We start from the raw sequence: 17383 nt of genomic DNA, 5'->3' as shown, positions 1-17383 counted from the left end.
TCCGGAGCCCTTGTCTCTTCCTGGACAGTTCCCGTTCGTTTTACCTCGTTCCGGACGCCTGTCGGTGTAGAATTCGTCCCCGATCCAAACCATGAACAACGAACCCTCCATTCCTGTCATTCGGCGTCCTCCACACCGGATCGCCCTGTTCCTTTTTCTTTTCGCCGTGCATGCCGGGCGGGCGGAGCCGCCGGTTTACCTGACGGATCTTCTTGGCGAGGTCGGGCCGGAAGTGACGGCGACCCCGTTTTTCGAGGTGAGCAACGCGGCGTCGATCTCGGTCAGCGGCGGGGCCGGTCTCCATACCCGGGAATGGCTGGAGATCGACCACCCCAAGTTTGACTCCTTCCTGCGGGTGGGCGTCCTCGCGGACACGGAAGAGCCCTACGGGGTTGTGCTCCACAGCGCGTCGAATCCCTGGCCGATCAACGAGGGTGACTGGGTTCTGATCAGTTTCTTTGCCCGGACCTCGCCGGGAGCCGAACAGTCCACCGGGATCTTCAAAGGCTTTATTGAGCGAAGTCAGCCGACCTGGTTGAGCCTGGGAGAAGTGAGCGGCCTGACCTCAGGGGAGTGGAACCGCTACGTGGCCCTGGGTCAGGCAACCGAGGGAATGGCGACGGGCGCGATCCGGCTTTCCCTTCATCTGGGATTCGGCGTCCAATCCCTCGATCTCGCGGGTTTTGCCGCGCTTCGCCTCGAAGGTGAGGTGGATCCGGAGGCGTTGCCGTATTCGACCATCACCTACGACGGGATGGCGTCGAATGCCGCCTGGCGCGCAAGGGCGGCGGAAATGATCGCCTTGAACCGGATGGGGGATCTCAAGCTGAGGGTGACCGATCTGGCGGGAAAGGCGATCGAAGGGGCTTCGGTTGAGATTGAAATGGAGAAGCACGATTACCAATTTGGAACCTTCTTCAGCCGCCTGGCCCTTGAGCAGACGGCACCCGGGGATCAGTACCGGGAATGGATGCGGGATAACTTCAACTACGCGACGACGCCGGTCTATTGGGCGGACTGGGGATGGGCCGACCCGGTCAGGCGTGGAGAATACCTGGACATGGCGTCCTGGCTGCAGGCGATCGGCATGCCGGCCCGGGGGCATGTGCTCATCTATCCGGGGTGGCAATTCGCCCCGGCTGAACTAGAAGCATTGAGTGACGATCCAGTCGCCTTCAATGCGTTGGTCGTGTCTCACCTTGAGGAGATCGTCCCGCTGATGAAGGCGCGGGGGATCCGGGAATATGACGTCATCAATGAACTCCGGCAATTGTCGGACTTCACCGATATCGTGGGCATGGACGCGGTGGTGGGCTGGTTCTGGAAGGTCCGTGAACTGGATCCCGAGGCAAAGCTCTATATCAATGAAAACACCATCCTGACCGATGGTGGCCGGAATGTCGCCGCGCAGGACCACTACTTCAATCTGATCCAGTGGCTCCTCGACCAGGGCGCGCCCCTGGATGGAATTGGGATGCAGGGCCATTCTTCGGAAGCGACCACGCCACCGGCGGTTCTTTGGGAAATCCTCGACCGCTTTGCCGTTTTCGGGCTTCCCATCCGTATCACGGAATACGATCTGGGAACCCGGGACCGGGAAGGTCAGGCAGCTTATGACCGGGACTTCACGACAGCGGTTTTCGCGCATCCGGCCACTGTCGGGATGACCCGGTGGGGGTTTTATGAGCCTGAAATGTGGAGGCCGCTCGGCGCGCTGATTGCGACGGATGGTGAATACAAGCCGAACGGCCTGGCCCATCGCAGGCTCCTCTTTGAGGACTGGCATACCCGGGAAACGGGTCTATCCGATACAAATGGCGTATTCAGTTGCCGGGCTTTTTTCGGCAGCTACCGGGTCAGGGTCTCCGTTGGCGAGGCATCCCATGAACGTGTCGTCGAGTTTCCGCACCTGCCCGCGAACAGCGAGCCTCCTGTAGTGGAGGTGACCGTACCGACAGGAAAGGAAGTCAGCTGGTTTGATCTGCACGCGCGGGATGGCGAGCTGGCCGTGGACTGGGAGACTTCGTGCCCGTCGCTCCGCTATACGGTTGAGACATCTACGGATTTGAAATCCTGGCGGAACGCCGCCATCCTCTTTGCGGGAAGTGATCAGGAGGATATGCACTGGAGATTTCCGCTGGCCGACGATCCGGTCTTCCTGCGGATCCGGGTGGATTCGGTCTGGTGAGTGGCCTTGCCCGCTTGCCTGCCTCCCAGATCAGGGGACTTCATAGACCTCGACCAGCGCCACGCCGGTCACACCGCCTTCGCCACCGACCTTCGCCGTATAACCACCCGGCGGCAGGGTCAACATGAGGCAGGCATCCTTTGAATTGGGCTGAAACGGGAATGCTCCGACCTTGGCAAAGTTGGCTTCAAGATCCCCGAGGGGTTCCCAGTCTCCATTGGATTCATGGAGAACATCGCCCCCGGGATCCTTGCGGTAGAGATCAATTCGCGGATCCGGCAGCACATCGGTCAGGCCATAAGCGGTCAGGGCGGGTCCGACGCCGCGGATGATCACGGTCTTGGGAGTGTCACCTTCGATGACAAATCCGGCAATCAGGCGTTCAGGTCCGATGCCGACGGTGCCCCGGGTGGAAATATTGACCAGGGCGGACGGATTTGCCTCAAGGGTTATCCGCAGGAGAAAGGAATCATCCCCGGCTCCCGTATTGTCGCGAAAAATCTGGAGGTGTTCACGGGGGATGGACGGGTGGCTGGCGTCGATGGGATGCTGCTGGTAACCGAACTTGAGTTCGAGCAGGTTCGGATCCGCCATCCAGTCCGGCGCGATCCGCTCGATCACGTCGGAGATGTCGTCCACGAACCCGGCGTTTTCGACGGTGTTTCGACCGGGGTCATTGTCGCCCACGAATTCGAAGACCGACACATAGGTGTTCGCGCCGAACGTGGTATCGGGGAGCGCAATTCTTCCGTAGAGGCGATCGCACCAGGCATCATCCTTGAAGGGATCGAATTGGGCCAGGTGGGCATCGGCCATCATCTCGACTTTCGCGATGGTCCGGGTCACCGGCCGGAGGTCCCAGCCCATGGTGCAGGAGCCGGCGACGTGCGCATCATAGAATCCCCCCTTGGCATGCCAGAAGGACTTGGACGTGCTCGGGGGAGGGTCCCATCCGTCGTTGGTCAGAAAGAGACTGGATGGGTTGATCTGAACACCATTGACCGTCGTCGTCTGGCTCTTCGAGTAGTAGCGGAATTCATAGACGCCATCGGCGAAATCGCCGTCCGTGACGACGAAGGTATCACAATGGGCAATCGATGGCATGACCAGGCCGGCCAGTGCCAGGAAACAAACGGCAGACAGATTGGTTTTCATGGTCCCGGGATCCTCTTGGTTTCGAACGCGGGCATGTTCGCCGGACAGGGCCCCTTGAGAGCCGGTCACGCCCAGACAACCGCGAAGCAACGTGTTGGCGTCGCGCCTGATTCTCAGGTCAAAACCTATCCGGAATCTCGATGCACACCCTGGCTTCAGCCTAAACCAGTGACCGCCGGATGTCGAATGACGGGGGCCTCATCGGGAATATCCGAACCAAGTATAAGGGCCGGTTGTCACGTCCAATTCCAAAGCTGATTCAATCGATGGAGACACTCAGGATGAGGGGCGGGGAGAGGCCTGCAATGGAATCCGGATCCAGGCCGAGTTGCGGCCAGTGGCTGTTGGCGATGAAGACAAAGCAATCGTCACGAATGAATCCCTGGGTGGGTTCGTCGAACTCCGGAAGGGAGGAGGCGAGGACTTTCCAGGAGATGATTCGGGGCCGGTCGGTGTCGAGCTCAAGCCGGACAATTCGTTGCGGGCGGACTCCGTTCTGGACGCCAATGACGAAGGGGTGCCGATAGGCGAGTCCGTCGAATCCGAGGGTGGTCAGGTCATCGTCCCCGACCAGGCGGACCCAGCCTCCGCCATCAACGGAGAGTCGGAAGAGGCCGGCGGCGTAGTCGGCGACAAAGACGGTCTGCCCGTCCTCGGAGATCGCGATTCCCTGCGGGGAGGGGAGTTCGATCTGCGACCAGCGCCGGAAGGTGCCGGATCGTGGATCGAAGGAGAGGATGCCCTTCTGGAGTCCATCCGAAATGAGGACGGTTCCATCCGGAAGGAGGCCAAGATCTCCGAATTGGTTTTCACCCTCGTGGGTGCAGGCATACCGGGTTGCCTGACCTGTATCGAGTTCGTAGCGGATGAGTTCGGACGTCCCTTTCCTTTCCGCGGTCGCAGGTCGGGCTTCCGGGAGAGCGGAGGCCGTCGCCCAGAGAATCCGGCGCGGGAGATCGATGGCCAGGCCGAGAACGCTCAAATCGGACTGATGCACGGTGGACGCTTCACCGCCGTGGAAGCGGACGATTCTCCCGTCCTGGAAACCCGAAAGATAGAGATCATCCGGGGCTGGATCGAAAGCGATTGCTTCGGTGAAAAACCCCGGTAACGGGACAGTCCACGCCACCTCGGGTCGGCCGATCGGCTGACGGTTCGACTCCAGTCGGCGGAGGGCCTCGTGGAAACGGCGCGTTGCGGAAAGAGAGGCCAAGGCCGGCTCTTCGGCGATGGCCCCGGTCAAACCCATGGAGACGTAACGGTCGATACCGTCAAGGGCGTCCTCGGCCTCACCCGCCTGTGCCGCCGCTGCAGCAGCATTGAGAATCAGGGACGGGTGGTCCGGGCGGAAGCTGAGGGCATTGCGCCAGTGTATCAGTGCCAGGGCAGGGTCGCCCTGCCCATCTGCCTCAATGGCCCGTTCCGTCTCGGCTCGACCCTGGGCCACCTGTTCGGCGGGCGATGGTCGCCAGTTGTCTTCGCTGAGAGCGTGCGCCGCGGTGCCGGACATGATCAGGATCACGGCCAGGCAGTCCGCGAAGGGAATCCGACGTCTCCGTTCTGGACCGGGACCCTGCGATCCTGATGTGCTGAAACACCGGCGGCTCACGCCTTCGGGTCTACTGAAGAGTCGCCGGCACATCGGGATTCAGGTCGTAATCGGTAAAATCGTTTTCCACATCGAGGTAGCGTTTGTCCTGTTTATAGATGCGGAGAATCTCATTGTGCTGATGTTCGTCCGTCGGGATCACCTTGTGGTAATCCGGAGGCAGCATGATGACGGTGAACCCCTGTGTGCGGGTCTCGAGACGGCGGATGACGAGCATGGCGGTGAATCGGGCAAGGAAGTCGGTTTGGAAAGAGCCGCAACCGGTATTCAGAGAGAAACGATATTCGCGGGATTCGCTGAGAGGATCCACAGACCGTTCTCGACGCGGACCCGACCATTGATCCGGACTGCCCTTGCCAGATGGGGCAGGACTGCCTCGTTGATCATCTCGCCGTCAGGGCCGACCAGGAGGAATGTGAGGATGAGGCCGTCGGCGGTCTCGACGACGAGCACAGGCGGGATTCCACCGGAAATGCAGAGCGCTGCGCAGGCCCGGTGTGGTTTGAAGCGGCCCGGGTTCATGGAACCGGTGTAGCACTTGAGGTCGACGATCTCCCCCACCAGGGTGACCGCTTCGAAGGCGGAATCGACCGGTTTGGTCGCGAAAGGGGCAGGGCCGTCGACGATTGGGACAGGTCGCTCGGAGACGACCTCAAGGACCGTGGAGCCGCTTCGGTAGATGATACCGGCATTGATCCGGACCGTATCGCCGTCGGCGCTCCCGCACCATTCCGGGGCGATCCCGAACTTTGCCGGGCCGACCAACGGATAGGCTGACCATGTGTCACTGCCGGGGCGGTTGACCAGAAGATGAGGATAGGGGGAGGCCCGCAGGAGGCCCTCGTAGGTCCTGACATGGGTCCATGCGTAGGCGGCGACGTCCGGAGTCCGTTGCGCCACGGCGAAAGCGACGGAAAGAATGGCGCCGAGCGAGATCCATCCTCCGACCACACCGACCATGAGGCGCCGATTCCCGGCGGCCGGCCGGGTCTGCCAGCCGATATAGAAAGAGTCCTCGGGAGTTTCGGTTTTCATGGGACAGCGGGCGCGACATCCGTGCCCGGGGGCTGGGGCACGCCCTCGACCAGGATGCGAGACCCGATCAGGCGGACGCGAAAGGTCGGGATCTTCTCGGTGAACGGAGGAGGCGCGCACCCGTTGCGGGGCAAGTACTGATAACCGTGCCAGGGGCAGGTGATGCAACCGTCGACAACCTTTCCTTCACCCAGCGGCCCGTTCTGATGTCGGCAAACGTTGGATACGGCATTGATCTGAATCGCGCCGCTTTGCGGATCCTGATATTTGAAAACCGCGACCCGCTCGCCTGCCAGGCTGACGATCCTTGCCCGCCCCATCCGGATGTCGTCCACACGGGCCACCTCGAAAAAACCCTCCTCGTCCGGAGGACTGCTCTGGGGGCGGTCTCCGCTCTGCTCCCCCGGCCGGCGACCAGGTGGAGGGAAAACAAGCCGGTCATGCCCGCCGCCGTCGCCCAGACAAAGAGCGGGGATTGCTCGCTCTGGAGAATGCCGAAGGCGACGTGGACGACGAGAAGCGCATAGGCGACGTAGACGAGCATATGGAGCGACTTCCAGACCGGAGCGCTCAACTGATTCAGCCAGAAATCATGACTGGTCGCCGCCATCAGAAAGAGGATGACAAGGGCGACGAAGCCGAAGGGTTGAAAAGGCAACCAGGCGGGGTCCCCCGAGAAGGAACTGGAGAGGAAGATGCTGAGGATGGGGTGGGTCGGTCCTCCCAGATGGTAGTAGAATGTCACCAGCATCGCATGGATGAGACCCGTGAGGAAGGTGATCACGCCGAGATGGCGCCGATTGTAGAGAAGCGGCAACAGACCCGGCCGGAGACGGCAGAGCGGGCCGATGGAGAGAACGACATGAAGAAGGATGAAGGCCGCCGAGCCGAAGGCCCGTATCGTCACGATCATGGGATCAGCATTGGCTGAAAGAACCAGGCTGGCCGTGATGAATCCGACGAGATAAAGACACAATCCACCGACCGCAACGAGATCGTAAAGTCGTTTCCGGGGATTCCACTGAATGGAACGGTAGGTGGTGCCCATCGGATGGAGTCAGTGGAGTCGCAACGGGTCGGAAACGCCGGCCACGCTGCGGTAGGGAAGGCTGTAGAGGACGAGACGGCCCGATTCTGCCGTGGTTGCATCCGGAAGGTTGAAAACCGAACGGGAGCCTGCGGCGAGGGGGCCAAGAAAAAGCGCCTCGCGGGGCAACTGAAGGCCTGAATGGTCGGTGTGGAAACCGTCGTCCGATTCCGGAGGGGGCCGAAGAGGGCGGTTCGCAGGGATCCAGTAAAGGATCAGGTCGGCCTGAGGCTCACGCGCCGGATGCAACAGGACGAGGGCTTTCTGTCCTTGTCGCATCGTCTGACCGACCTGCCAGTCAAGGTCGGGCCATACTGTCTGAAAATCGATGAAGTCCCCGAGATCTCCGGGATCCAGAATCGGAAAGGGGGGAGATTCGCTCAGGACGACGGGGCCGTTCGGGCGCTTGTCGATGGCGACGAAAAGGACCAGCGCCGGGACCAGTCCGAGAAAGACGGTCGACATCCAGCGGTGTCTGCGGCGCAGTCGGGTGATCATCGGGTCAATTGGACTCCTCCGGGGGACGGCGGTGGGAATTCCGTTCTTCGGGTGGTTGGCCTTCGCCACGCAGCCATCGGATAAGCATGAGAGGCCAGAGAACGGTCAGACCGGGTATGATCAGCAATCGAAATCCGGGGCCGGAATCCCGCGCGGCGGAGTCGATCCGGGCAAATCCGGCGCAAAGGAGGAAAATCGTGAAGCCCATCCCAATGACGATGTAAGCCATTGACCCTGCCAGAACGATTTCACTCATTGCGGAATCCCTGTCCCGTAGTTGGCAAAGGAGACGCACAGAAGCGAGGTTTTATTCCCTTTCACGAATCGGCGCGCGTTCGGTGGAAGGAGCTTAACTGGCGTGGGCCTGTGGAAACTGCTTTCGAAAGCGGACGCTTCATCGAGAGGACCGGACGAGCCGCGTCCCTGATCCGCATGATTGCTTACGCCGCCCGGGCTGGAGTGGCGGAAGTGAGAATGATCGCCTCCAGGCCGCAATTCCCTCTCCCCGGAGAAGGCACCGTCCGGTGCGACAGCTCACTCAAAGGCTGGTGGAGAAACCCAGGTGATCAAGGTCTGGACGGCGGGAGGAGTCGCCGGGCGGATGCTGCCGGCGATGGTGCCGCTGGCGCGAGCCGGAACGGCGAAAACGATACCGACGCGTACCTTCGGCGAGGAAACGGGTACCCACTGTGCGGTCATGGCACCGCCGTAGACCGACAGTCTGACGTCGTAGCCCACCGGCGGAGTCGGATCCTCCTGCTCGCTGCCGTCCGAGACCGGGAGCGCCTTCCCGCCACGGACCGGACCGATGATCAGGCGATACTCACCGGGTTCGAGTCCGGACAAACTGAACTGGCCGGAATCCCCCGTTCGGGTTGCCGCGAGCTTCCCGCTGTCCACATTCTCGATGAGGATCTCAATATCGCTGATCCCGGCACTGACTGTCAGGCTGTCAGCCAGGGCCAGCGGACCGGTCAGAAAACCGAGAAACGCAAGGCCGCAGATTCCTGCGTGGGGAAAAGCCCGGAGATTCATAAACGGATAATCGGTCGAAATCGGGGTCTCTTGCGGAGTTTTACCTTTTTCTGGAGAGAAAAGGCATGCCGGGAGCGTTTCCCTCGTTCTATTGTGAGTTCGAACGGGGACTCGCCGGGATTGGTGCCTCCTGTTACCAATGCCTCCGAACCCACTCCAAATCATGCGCTACGGTCATTTCGACGACAAGAAGCGGGAATACGTCATAGAACGCCCCGACACCCCACAATCCTGGAGCAACTATCTGGGCACGCTCGAGTATGGTGCGGTCATCACCAACAACGCAGGAGGCTACAGCTTTTTCCAATCGGCCGCCCAGGGCCGCTTTCTGCGACTGCGCTTCAACTCGATCCCGATGGATCAACCGGGCCGGTATTTCTATCTTCGTGACGATGGAAACGGTGATTTCTGGTCCAGTTCATGGCAACCGGTGGGCAAGCCCCTCAAGCGCTACCGCTCGGTCTGCCGGCACGGAACCGCCTACACGACCATCCTGTCGAGATACAATTCGGTCGAGACGGAAACGACCTACTTCGTGCCCCTGGGACAGCGTTTCGAATACTGGCGGCTCAAGGTGCGCAATCGGTCGAGGAAGCGGAAGACGCTTTCGATTTTCACCTACTGCGAATTCGCCAACGATTGGTCGACCACCCAGGACCTGGTCAATCTTCAGTATACGCAATATATCGCACGGGGCTCCCGGAAAGGGGATCTGCTGCGCCTGACGATCAACGAGAACCTCCTGCCAGACCCGAACGATCCGACATCCCGGGGGCAGGGGAAGGAACTCTGGATGGGTCTGACCGGTGCGCCGATCACCGGCCATGATACCAGTCGCGCGGCTTTTCTCGGGCCTTATCGCTCCTATGATCGGCCCCTGGTTGTGGAGACAGGTGCCTCCACCGGGTCGGACGCCTACGGCGACAATGCGTGCGGCAGCCTCCGGACCACGATCGAGCTGGACCCGGGCGAAGAAACCACCCTGGTTGCGTTGCTCGGCCTGGGGCCGGTTGCAACGGTCGGGCACGAAACGGTCAGGGAGTATGGATCGGCGGAGCGTTGTGAAGAGGAACTGGTCCGGCTTCGTGCGCATTGGCATTCCCGGATCGGATCCCTCCGGGTGAAGACTCCGGATCCGGAGTTCGATCACATGCTCAATGTCTGGAATCCCTACAATTGCCTGATCACCTTCGCGTGGTCACGGGCGGCCAGCCTGGTCTATAACGGGGAGCGCGACGGACTTGGATTTCGGGACACGGTCCAGGATATCCTCGGGGTTCTTCCCCTGATTCCGGATACGGCCCGCGAGCGGCTGGAATTGATGCTGACCGGGCAGTTGGCCAACGGTGGAGCGATTCCGGTGATCAAGCCCTTCGGCCATCGTCCCGGTCAGGAGGCACCGCCACCCGACGAAGAGTTCCGTTCGGATGATTGTCTGTGGTTCTTCAACACGGTGCCGGCCTATGTCGCGGAGACGGGCGATGTCGCCTTCTACAACAAGATACTGCCTTTCGCCGACGAAGGAAAGGCCACCGTCTTCGGGCACCTGCGTCGGGCCCTCGATTTCAACCTGACGCGGACCGGGGCACACGGCCTGCCCTGCGGCCTGTCGGCGGACTGGAACGACTGCCTGCGGCTCGGGTATCACGGCGAGAGCCTGTTTGTCGCCTTTCAGGTGCGCCTGGGTCTCAGTGTCTATGCCGAAATCGCGGAACGCCTGGGTCAGGAAGAAGAGGCGGTCTGGGCCTGTTCCCGGCGTGAGGCGCTCGACGCGCTCATCCAGGAGCATTGCTGGGACGGCGAGTGGTTCATCTGGGCGATTGGAGAGGACGGGACGATTTACGGAACGAAGAACCGTGAGGAGGGCCAGGTTTATCTCAACACGCAGGTCTGGTCCATCATCAGTGGCGCGGCCACGGAGGAACAATCGGACAAGGCCATGCGGGCCCTGCGGGAGAATCTGGCGACCGAATACGGCGTCATGCTCTGTGCGCCTCCCTTCAAGAAGATCCCGATCGAGGTCATGCGGGCGGTTCTCTTCAATCCGGGAACCAAGGAGAATGCGGGAATTTTCAATCACACCCAGGGCTGGGTGGTCATGGCGGAATGCCTGAGAGGGGAGGGGAACCAGGCTTTCCGGACCTACCGATCGTATATGCCATCCGCCTACAATGATCGAGCGGAGATCCGTCAAAGTGAACCCTACGTGCATTGCCAGAGCACGCATTCGAAGGCTTCCAGTCAGTTTGGGGTTTCCCGGGTGCCCTGGCTTTCGGGGACCGCCTCGTGGTCCTATTATTCCGCCATGCATTCGATACTCGGCCTTCAGCCGGAGGTCGACGCGATCCGCTTCGATCCCTGCATTCCGTCGGAATGGCCGGGATTCGAGCTGGAGCGAATCTTCCGGGGGAAACGCCTGAAGGTCGAGGTGCGGAATCCCAACAAAGTCCAGAAAGGAGTCCGGCGCCTGACCGTCAACGGGGTGGAATTCCCGGACGGTCGTGTTCCCGTGACGAAACTCGGCAAGACCAACCGGATCGTGGTCGAGATGGGCTGAGGGCCCGGACCGCTGTTTTTCAATCGCGAAAGTCACCAGCAAGACCATGAATTTCAAAGAGCGCCTGAATGAACTGCGCAGGGAACATGAGGCACTGATCCTGCGTCCCAATCCGGTGGATACGACCTGGAAGAACGGCGTCTATGAACGCCACCTTCACCCCATCATCACGGCCGACCATGTGCCGCTCGAGTGGCGTTATGATCTGAACCCGGCGACCAACCCGTTTCTGATGGAGAGGCTGGGGGTCAATGCGACCTTCAACGCCGGGGCGATCGAATGGAAGGGAAGGATCGTCCTGGTGGTCCGGGTCGAAGGGGCCGACCGGAAATCGTTCTTCGCCCTGGCCGAGAGTCCGAATGGAATTGACCGCTTCCGGTTCCATGACGAGCCACTGGTCATTGGAGAAACCGCGGATCCCGATACCAATGTCTACGACATGCGCCTGGTCGCGCACGAGGATGGCTGGGTCTATGGGCTCTTCTGCACCGAGAGGCGGGACCCGAATGCACCGGAAAGCGATCAATCCTCCGCGACCGCCCAGTGCGGGATCATCCGGACAAAGGATCTGAAAGCCTGGGACCGCCTGCCGGACCTGAAAACGCCGTCCGCCCAGCAGCGCAACGTCGTCCTCCATCCCGAGTTCGTCGACGGCCAATACGCTTTCTACACCCGTCCGCAGGACGGTTTCATCAGCACCGGCTCAGGCGGAGGCATCGGCTGGGCCCTCGCAAAGGACATCGAGCATCCGGTTGCCGGACCGGAGCGGATCATTGATCGCAAGATGTATCACACGATCAACGAGTCGAAAAACGGCCAGGGCCCCGCTCCGATCAAGACGGCCGAGGGCTGGTTGCATCTGGCGCACGGAGTCCGGGAGACGGCGGCCGGACTCCGCTACGTGGCCTACCTTTTCCTGACCGATCTGAAGGACCCGGCCAGGATGCTTCGGAAACCCGCGGGCTACCTGATCGCCCCGCGCGGGGAGGAGCGGGTCGGTGATGTTTCCAATGTCATCTTCACCAACGGCTGGGTCTGCCGGGAAAACGGCGATGTGTTCATCTACTATGCGTCTTCCGATACCCGGATGCACGTGGCCACAACCAGGGTGGAGCGACTGCTCGACTACGTCCTGCACACCCCGGAGGACGGATTGCGCTCAGCGGAGTCCGTGCGGCAGAGGATTAGGCTGATCCGGGCCAATCGTGCGCTGGAACAGGGGTAATCGACCATCACGCACGAATTGACGGGGGCTTCAGTCGGTAGGGCGGGCCTTTTCGCAGGGGGGATCAGGCCGGCAGGCCGCCGCCCGCCCACCAGGCCCACCAGCGTTTGTTGTGTGGCTGACCACCGGGCCTCCGGGAGCACCCGGACTGCTTCCCGTCGCATCCTCGACGATTCCGCGTTTCCCCGTTGACCGGCTGGCGTTTGCCACGTACCTTACGGGGGTCCCGATCCCATCTCTCTCCGGGTGGATCCCCCGCCTGAGGAGGTTGGGCGGGGACCACTCTCATGAGACATCTGGAAATCAATGATCGGGTAACGTATTACCGAACGGAATCCGGGTGCAAACCCGTGCCGGGAGCGGTGGATGCCTACCCAGCGACCGGAGAAGAAGATACCTATATCTTCGTCATCCGGGATCGCTGCGTGGTGATCCGCCGCCACGACGATGGAAAGGTTCTCCTGGAGAACTCGACGGGTCGTCGATTCGTCGTTCATGAGCTGGATCCCAGGTTGAAACCCGATGGATGGATTGCTCTTTTCGTTGGCCACGCACCTTGCGGTGCGGAAGCGCACAGCGATCAGACCTGAGTCTGGCCGGTCGCCCGATCACGTCAGAGTGCGCCGGGGACGACGCGCTGGGGGGAATTATCGGTCAATCAGGCGGTAGAGTGCCTGGGTGCCATCGTTTTCACCGCCTTCGGCCGCCAGTTGGTCGTAGAGCCGCTTGGCCAGACGAAGTCCCGGCAAGTCCAGATTCATCGCCTCCGCTGACTCGATGGCAATGCGCATGTCCTTGATGAAGTGCTTGACGTAAAAGCCGGGCGCGAAATTGCCGGCGATCATGCGGGGGCCGAGGTTGTTCAGGGTCCAGCTTGCCGCGGCCCCTCCCCCGATGCTCTGAAGAACGGTCTCCGGATCCAGGCCGGCCCGCTTGGCGTAAACGAGTGCTTCACTGACCGCGACCATGCTTGCCGCGATGACGATCTGGTTGGCCATCTTGGTATGTTGGCCACTCCCGACGGGCCCCTGCAGGACGATATTCTTGCCCATGATCTCGAAAAGGGGGCGCACCGTCTCAAAGTCGACCGGGTCTCCACCGACCATGATGGACAGGGCAGGCCGCGCCCACGTCGCCCCCGGAAACCGGCGCGTCGAGCACATGCAGTCCCCGTTTCCGGCCAGCCTGCTGGATTTGGCGGGCAAGCTCGGGACTCGAGGTTGTCATATCGATCAGGAAGGCACCTTCCGGAGCCCGCTCGACAATACCGCCTCTTCCAAGATAGGTCGCTTCGACGTCCGCGGGAAAACCGACGATCGTGATGACGACCCGGGCACCCTTGGCGGCCTCTCCCCGGGCTGTCGAACCAGCGGGCTCCCGATGCGATCAGTTCCTCAGCCCGGGCCCGGGTCCTATTGTGGACCCGGAGCGGGTAGCCGGCCGTGAGAAGATGACCGGCCATGCCTTGCCCATGACGCCCGTTCCGATAAAGGCAATGGGAGTGTTTTCGGGAGATAGTCTGGTTGTCATTGGCAGCCAATTAAGGTGCACGAACCGCGCGAGGTAAGGGAAGGATTGTCGGAATTCGCCGGCTTATCCACGGATGAAGGTCGGCTGATATTCTCCGGAGGGCGAATTAACGAGGTGCATCGTGCTCCCGATTCAGCAATAATCCAGCTATGGCGATGGACGTTGATTCTCCACGCGGCCGTGACCTCATGGCCGCTGCGCAGGCTCGTGTCTTCGAATTCGAGCTGCATTTCACCGAGACCTACAAGGCGCACCAGGGTGACCACCCCGCAGTTCGAGAAGCAGCCTGCCTGCGGGTTCTCCTGCCTCATCTGCTCGGCCCGATCAGTGAAAATGACGATTTTGCCGGCAGGATCGATTCTTATCCTCTGGTCGGCCTGGGCCTCGAACAAGCCACGGGCGGACCGGGCTACTACTGCCGGGAAAAAGATGAGATACTCAGGCAGATGAGCACCGCAACCGTTTCGGCCGCGGAACGCGCTCAGGGATTACGGAAATGATCGAATTCTGGCGGGAGGAAGCGACCGTCACGGGACGTCTCACGCCGACCTGCCGCACGACCTTCTCGAGTCCACTTCGAACCCGGTCGCGCGGATGACCGGACGACTCTCCGGGGTCCTCGTCAATTACGACAAGCTGATCCGGGTGGGTATTCCCGGTCTGATCAACGAAGTGGAAAACGGTCTCGACCGCGCCTGCGGCCACGGGCCGGAGATGCGGGTCTCTTCGAGGGCATGGACGAGCGCTCTTTGCCTTCTGATCGATATCATTCACCACTACGGCAACCAGGCGCGCGGATCTGGCGGCCGGGCTGCCCTGGGTGCCCGCCGACGGGGAGTCCTTTGCGCATGGCGGACGATCTCGATCACCTGATTGTCTCCCGGCCCGAAACACTGTCCCAGGGTATCCAGCTGACCTGGCTCTACACCCTGGTTTCGGGGGCTGTCGACCATGGCCGGATGGATATTTATCTGGGCGACCTTCTCACACGGGATCTGGACAACGGCCGGCTGACGGAGGAGGAATCCCTCCGGCTTCTTCAGGCGCTCTGGCGGATGATCGCCAACCGGGATCTGGTTTTCAGCAGCCGGATCATGTTGGGTGGGCGCGGACGACGCAATCCGGCCAAGGCCGACCGATTCGCGCTCCTTGCGATGGAGGCGACCCGGACGGTTCTTGAGTCCACTCCGCAACTTTGTCTCCGCGTCCACCGTGGGATGAGTCCCGGACTGCTGGCAAAGGCGTTCGAGGTCATCGGAGAGGGAAGGACGTTTCCCATCCTCTACAACGACGACGTCATCATACCGGAAGTGGCCCGGGTCTTCGACGTACCGGAAGAGGACGCCGAGCACTATTTCCCGTATGGAGATGGAGAATACGCACTGGATCACCGGAGCTTTGGATCCCCCAGTTGTCGCCTGAACCTGCTCAAGACGCTGGAGGTCACCCTCCACAACGGACGGGATCCCCGGACCGGGAAGAGTCTGGGTCTGGCCCTGGGGGAGTTCCGTGATTTCCGTGATTTCGAGGAACTCTTCGCCGCTTTCGGCCGGCAGATGGCGTATTTCGCCGGGAAACTGGCCCGGCGCCATGTGCTCGAATTTGAAGTGGAAAACGACTCCGTCGCCCTGCTTTACCCGAGCATGCTTTACAACGGATGCCTGGAGAATGGCCATTCCGTGGTCGACCGGGGTCCGGTCTACACCGGTGGCGTGGTCGAGTCGCACGGCCTGATCAACGCGGCGGACAGCCTGACCGCAATCAGGCATTTGGTCTATGAGAACGGCTTGATGACTCCGGATGAAATGCTCGCGGGACTTGAAGGCCGCACTGAGGACGCGGCGGCGCGGGTTCAATTGATGCGAGCGGCACCGAAGTTCGGTCATGACGATGAAGAGGCCGATGCCATGGTCTGCCGGGTTTCGGACCAGGCGGCGATGGCCGTGAGGCAACAGGCCGAGGAGGTGGATCTCGATTTTTTCCTGCTGGTCCACATCACCAACCGCGGAAACGCCACAGCGGGGAAGGATTGTGAGGCGTCGGCCGATGGACGTCCACAAGGCGCCCCGTTGGCCGCCCAGATCACCCCGGCAGCAGGCGCGGATCACAGGCAAATCGTCGGCCTGCTCAACTCACTGGCAGCGGTGGAATCGTCGGTCCATACGGGCTATATCCATCACCTGAGGTTTGATCGGGATTACTTCCAGAAGAACCGTCCGAAGATGGAAGCTCTGCTCGATGGCTATTTCGAGTCCGGAGGCTCGCAGGTGATGGTCTCGGTCGTGTCCCGCAGCGAGCTTGAAGCGGCCCGGGCTGAACCGGCGAGACATCCCGACCTGATCGTCCGGGTGGGCCGGTTCAGCGCCCGATTCATCGAACTGCCGCCGGAGATCCAGCGTGAAATGATCGATTGGGCGGCGGATTGACGCGGCTACCAGGCGTAGGCTTCAGGAGCTGCGCCTCCCGGACCGGGAAAGATTTCGTCCAACTTGGCCAGTGTCTTGGCGTCGAGCTTGAGATCCGGAACACGAAGACTGTCCTCAAGTTGTTTGATCGTGCGCGGACCGATGATCGGAGCAGTCACGACCGGATTGTGGAGCAGCCAGGCCAGGCCGACCGTGGCCGGGTTCTCGCCAAGTTTCTTGCAGAGGGCCTCGTAACGGCGGAGTTGGCTCCGCTTGGCCTCAACCTGGTTTCGGATACGCTCATTGGCCCGGCGTCCGCTCTGCGCCTTGCGCAGCGCGCCGGCGAGGAGACCTCCGGCCAGGGGACTCCAGGGTATCACTCCGAGACCGTAGTGACGACAGGCCGGCAGCACTTCCAGTTCCACCATCCGGTTGTCCAGGTTGTAGACGCTCTGCTCGCTGACCAGGCCGACGAAGTTCCTTCGCGAGGCGATCTGGTTGGCGGTCGCAATATCCCATCCGGCGAAGTTGCTCGAGCCGACATAGATGACCTTGCCCTGGGCGACCAGGGTTTCCATCGCCTGCCAGATCTCCTCCCACGGGCAGGAACGATCGACATGGTGCATCTGGTAGAGATCGATGTAGTCGGTTTGCAGGCGTCGAAGGCTGTCGTCGCAGGCCCGGATGATCTTGGCGGCGGAAAGACCGCGCGCCCGGTTCGGATTCGATTCCCCCGCCTTGTTCATCGGATTGAACACCTTGGTGGCGAGGACGATGTTTTCGCGGCGCCCGCCTCCCTGGGCGATCCACCGGCCGACAATCTGTTCGGTGACGCCCTCGCCGGGAACCCAGCCGTAGACATCGGCTGTATCGAAAAAATTGATACCCTCTTCCAGGGCGCGATCCATGATGGCAAAGCTCTCGGCCTCGCCGGTCAAAGGGCCGAAATTCATCGTTCCGAGGCAGACGGGGGAAACCATCAACCCGGTTCTTCCAAGGTGTTTGTGTTGCATATCGATTGTGTTGGTCGAGGACGGAGTGGGTGGGGTGGATTGAGAG

18 protein-coding genes are annotated in these 17383 nt (G+C 61.3%); 8 read left to right on the top strand and 10 right to left on the bottom strand.

Annotation, left to right across the window (positions count from 1 at the left end; genetic code table 11):
- The first annotated feature begins 91 nt into the window (after positions 1–91).
- Positions 92–2188: an endo-1,4-beta-xylanase gene (locus tag R3F07_12805; GenBank protein ID MEZ5277254.1), complete on the top strand. Its 2097-nt coding sequence runs from the start codon at positions 92–94 to the stop codon at positions 2186–2188.
- 30 nt (positions 2189–2218) lie between these two features.
- On the opposite strand, the gene R3F07_12800 is transcribed toward R3F07_12805, so the two are convergent.
- The 8 genes from R3F07_12800 to R3F07_12765 all read right to left on the bottom strand — a co-directional run bounded on the left by R3F07_12800 (position 2219) and on the right by R3F07_12765 (position 8607).
- A complete protein-coding gene (locus R3F07_12800) occupies positions 2219–3343 on the bottom strand; it encodes a hypothetical protein (protein ID MEZ5277253.1) in 1125 nt (374 codons plus the stop codon).
- 259 nt (positions 3344–3602) lie between these two features.
- Positions 3603–4853 (bottom strand): hypothetical protein, encoded by a 1251-nt coding sequence (locus tag R3F07_12795; GenBank protein ID MEZ5277252.1) that lies wholly within the window; start codon positions 4851–4853, stop codon positions 3603–3605.
- Positions 4854–4962: 109 nt separating this feature from the next.
- Entirely contained in the window at positions 4963–5169 is a 207-nt protein-coding gene (locus R3F07_12790) for a hypothetical protein (GenBank protein ID MEZ5277251.1), read from the bottom strand.
- A 50-nt stretch (positions 5170–5219) separates the two neighbouring features.
- A complete protein-coding gene (locus tag R3F07_12785) occupies positions 5220–5987 on the bottom strand; it encodes a hypothetical protein (protein MEZ5277250.1) in 768 nt (255 codons plus the stop codon).
- A 67-nt stretch (positions 5988–6054) separates the two neighbouring features.
- Positions 6055–7035 carry a ferric reductase-like transmembrane domain-containing protein gene (locus R3F07_12780; protein MEZ5277249.1) on the bottom strand — a complete coding sequence of 327 codons (981 nt, stop codon included), beginning with the start codon at positions 7033–7035 and terminating at the stop codon, positions 6055–6057.
- 9 nt (positions 7036–7044) lie between these two features.
- The gene (locus R3F07_12775; protein ID MEZ5277248.1) at positions 7045–7572 is read right to left on the bottom strand and encodes a hypothetical protein; all 528 of its coding nucleotides are present in this window, start codon (positions 7570–7572) and stop codon (positions 7045–7047) included.
- A gap of 4 nt (positions 7573–7576) precedes the next feature.
- A complete protein-coding gene (locus tag R3F07_12770; protein ID MEZ5277247.1) occupies positions 7577–7828 on the bottom strand; it encodes a hypothetical protein in 252 nt (83 codons plus the stop codon).
- Between the two features lie 278 nt (positions 7829–8106).
- Positions 8107–8607 (bottom strand): carboxypeptidase-like regulatory domain-containing protein, encoded by a 501-nt coding sequence (locus R3F07_12765; GenBank protein ID MEZ5277246.1) that lies wholly within the window; start codon positions 8605–8607, stop codon positions 8107–8109.
- Between the two features lie 163 nt (positions 8608–8770).
- On the opposite strand from R3F07_12765, the gene R3F07_12760 reads away from it, so the two are divergent.
- From R3F07_12760 to R3F07_12750, 3 genes are all read left to right on the top strand, one after another.
- Positions 8771–11164, top strand: a complete 2394-nt coding sequence (locus R3F07_12760) for a N,N'-diacetylchitobiose phosphorylase (GenBank protein MEZ5277245.1) — start codon at positions 8771–8773, stop codon at positions 11162–11164.
- 46 nt (positions 11165–11210) lie between these two features.
- Positions 11211–12389, top strand: coding sequence for a glycosidase (locus tag R3F07_12755; GenBank protein ID MEZ5277244.1), 1179 nt, complete (start codon positions 11211–11213; stop codon positions 12387–12389).
- A gap of 287 nt (positions 12390–12676) precedes the next feature.
- Positions 12677–12979, top strand: coding sequence for a hypothetical protein (locus R3F07_12750; protein MEZ5277243.1), 303 nt, complete (start codon positions 12677–12679; stop codon positions 12977–12979).
- A gap of 57 nt (positions 12980–13036) precedes the next feature.
- Here the strand turns inward: R3F07_12750 and R3F07_12745 are convergent, their stop codons facing one another.
- Positions 13037–13495, bottom strand: a complete 459-nt coding sequence (locus R3F07_12745) for an NAD(P)-dependent oxidoreductase (protein MEZ5277242.1) — start codon at positions 13493–13495, stop codon at positions 13037–13039.
- Between R3F07_12745 and R3F07_12740 the strand changes: the two genes are divergently transcribed.
- From R3F07_12740 to R3F07_12725, 4 genes are all read left to right on the top strand, one after another.
- A complete protein-coding gene (locus R3F07_12740; protein MEZ5277241.1) occupies positions 13494–13835 on the top strand; it encodes a hypothetical protein in 342 nt (113 codons plus the stop codon). The genes R3F07_12745 and R3F07_12740 overlap by 2 nt on opposite strands.
- Before the next feature lie 233 nt (positions 13836–14068).
- Positions 14069–14419 (top strand): hypothetical protein, encoded by a 351-nt coding sequence (locus R3F07_12735; protein ID MEZ5277240.1) that lies wholly within the window; start codon positions 14069–14071, stop codon positions 14417–14419.
- Between the two features lie 94 nt (positions 14420–14513).
- Positions 14514–14792 (top strand): hypothetical protein, encoded by a 279-nt coding sequence (locus R3F07_12730; protein ID MEZ5277239.1) that lies wholly within the window; start codon positions 14514–14516, stop codon positions 14790–14792.
- On the top strand, positions 14768–16345 hold the full coding sequence (locus R3F07_12725) for a pyruvate formate lyase family protein (protein ID MEZ5277238.1): 1578 nt from the start codon (positions 14768–14770) through the stop codon (positions 16343–16345). The genes R3F07_12730 and R3F07_12725 overlap by 25 nt, the downstream gene beginning before the upstream one ends.
- Before the next feature lie 5 nt (positions 16346–16350).
- Here R3F07_12725 and R3F07_12720 read toward each other — a convergent pair whose 3' ends face one another.
- Positions 16351–17337 carry an aldo/keto reductase gene (locus R3F07_12720; protein ID MEZ5277237.1) on the bottom strand — a complete coding sequence of 329 codons (987 nt, stop codon included), beginning with the start codon at positions 17335–17337 and terminating at the stop codon, positions 16351–16353.
- Positions 17338–17383 lie beyond the last annotated feature (46 nt).

The sequence above is a fragment of the Opitutaceae bacterium genome (genome assembly GCA_041395105.1).
In the GTDB taxonomy this organism is placed as follows: Bacteria; Verrucomicrobiota; Verrucomicrobiia; order Opitutales; family Opitutaceae; genus B12-G4.
The sequence above is the reverse complement of the archived record's forward strand: the minus strand, read 5'-3'. Positions and strand labels throughout refer to the sequence as shown.

Coding starts and splice junctions, on each gene's coding strand:
- R3F07_12805 (MEZ5277254.1), top strand. CDS start 92: ATGAACAACGAACCCTCCATTCCTGTCATTCGGCGTCCTCCACACCGG.
- R3F07_12800 (MEZ5277253.1), bottom strand. CDS start 3,343: ATGAAAACCAATCTGTCTGCCGTTTGTTTCCTGGCACTGGCCGGCCTG.
- R3F07_12795 (MEZ5277252.1), bottom strand. CDS start 4,853: ATGTCCGGCACCGCGGCGCACGCTCTCAGCGAAGACAACTGGCGACCA.
- R3F07_12790 (MEZ5277251.1), bottom strand. CDS start 5,169: ATGCTCGTCATCCGCCGTCTCGAGACCCGCACACAGGGGTTCACCGTC.
- R3F07_12785 (MEZ5277250.1), bottom strand. CDS start 5,987: ATGAAAACCGAAACTCCCGAGGACTCTTTCTATATCGGCTGGCAGACC.
- R3F07_12780 (MEZ5277249.1), bottom strand. CDS start 7,035: ATGGGCACCACCTACCGTTCCATTCAGTGGAATCCCCGGAAACGACTT.
- R3F07_12775 (MEZ5277248.1), bottom strand. CDS start 7,572: ATGATCACCCGACTGCGCCGCAGACACCGCTGGATGTCGACCGTCTTT.
- R3F07_12770 (MEZ5277247.1), bottom strand. CDS start 7,828: ATGAGTGAAATCGTTCTGGCAGGGTCAATGGCTTACATCGTCATTGGG.
- R3F07_12765 (MEZ5277246.1), bottom strand. CDS start 8,607: ATGAATCTCCGGGCTTTTCCCCACGCAGGAATCTGCGGCCTTGCGTTT.
- R3F07_12760 (MEZ5277245.1), top strand. CDS start 8,771: ATGCGCTACGGTCATTTCGACGACAAGAAGCGGGAATACGTCATAGAA.
- R3F07_12755 (MEZ5277244.1), top strand. CDS start 11,211: ATGAATTTCAAAGAGCGCCTGAATGAACTGCGCAGGGAACATGAGGCA.
- R3F07_12750 (MEZ5277243.1), top strand. CDS start 12,677: ATGAGACATCTGGAAATCAATGATCGGGTAACGTATTACCGAACGGAA.
- R3F07_12740 (MEZ5277241.1), top strand. CDS start 13,494: ATGATGGACAGGGCAGGCCGCGCCCACGTCGCCCCCGGAAACCGGCGC.
- R3F07_12745 (MEZ5277242.1), bottom strand. CDS start 13,495: ATGGTCGGTGGAGACCCGGTCGACTTTGAGACGGTGCGCCCCCTTTTC.
- R3F07_12735 (MEZ5277240.1), top strand. CDS start 14,069: ATGGCGATGGACGTTGATTCTCCACGCGGCCGTGACCTCATGGCCGCT.
- R3F07_12730 (MEZ5277239.1), top strand. CDS start 14,514: ATGACCGGACGACTCTCCGGGGTCCTCGTCAATTACGACAAGCTGATC.
- R3F07_12725 (MEZ5277238.1), top strand. CDS start 14,768: ATGGCGGACGATCTCGATCACCTGATTGTCTCCCGGCCCGAAACACTG.
- R3F07_12720 (MEZ5277237.1), bottom strand. CDS start 17,337: ATGCAACACAAACACCTTGGAAGAACCGGGTTGATGGTTTCCCCCGTC.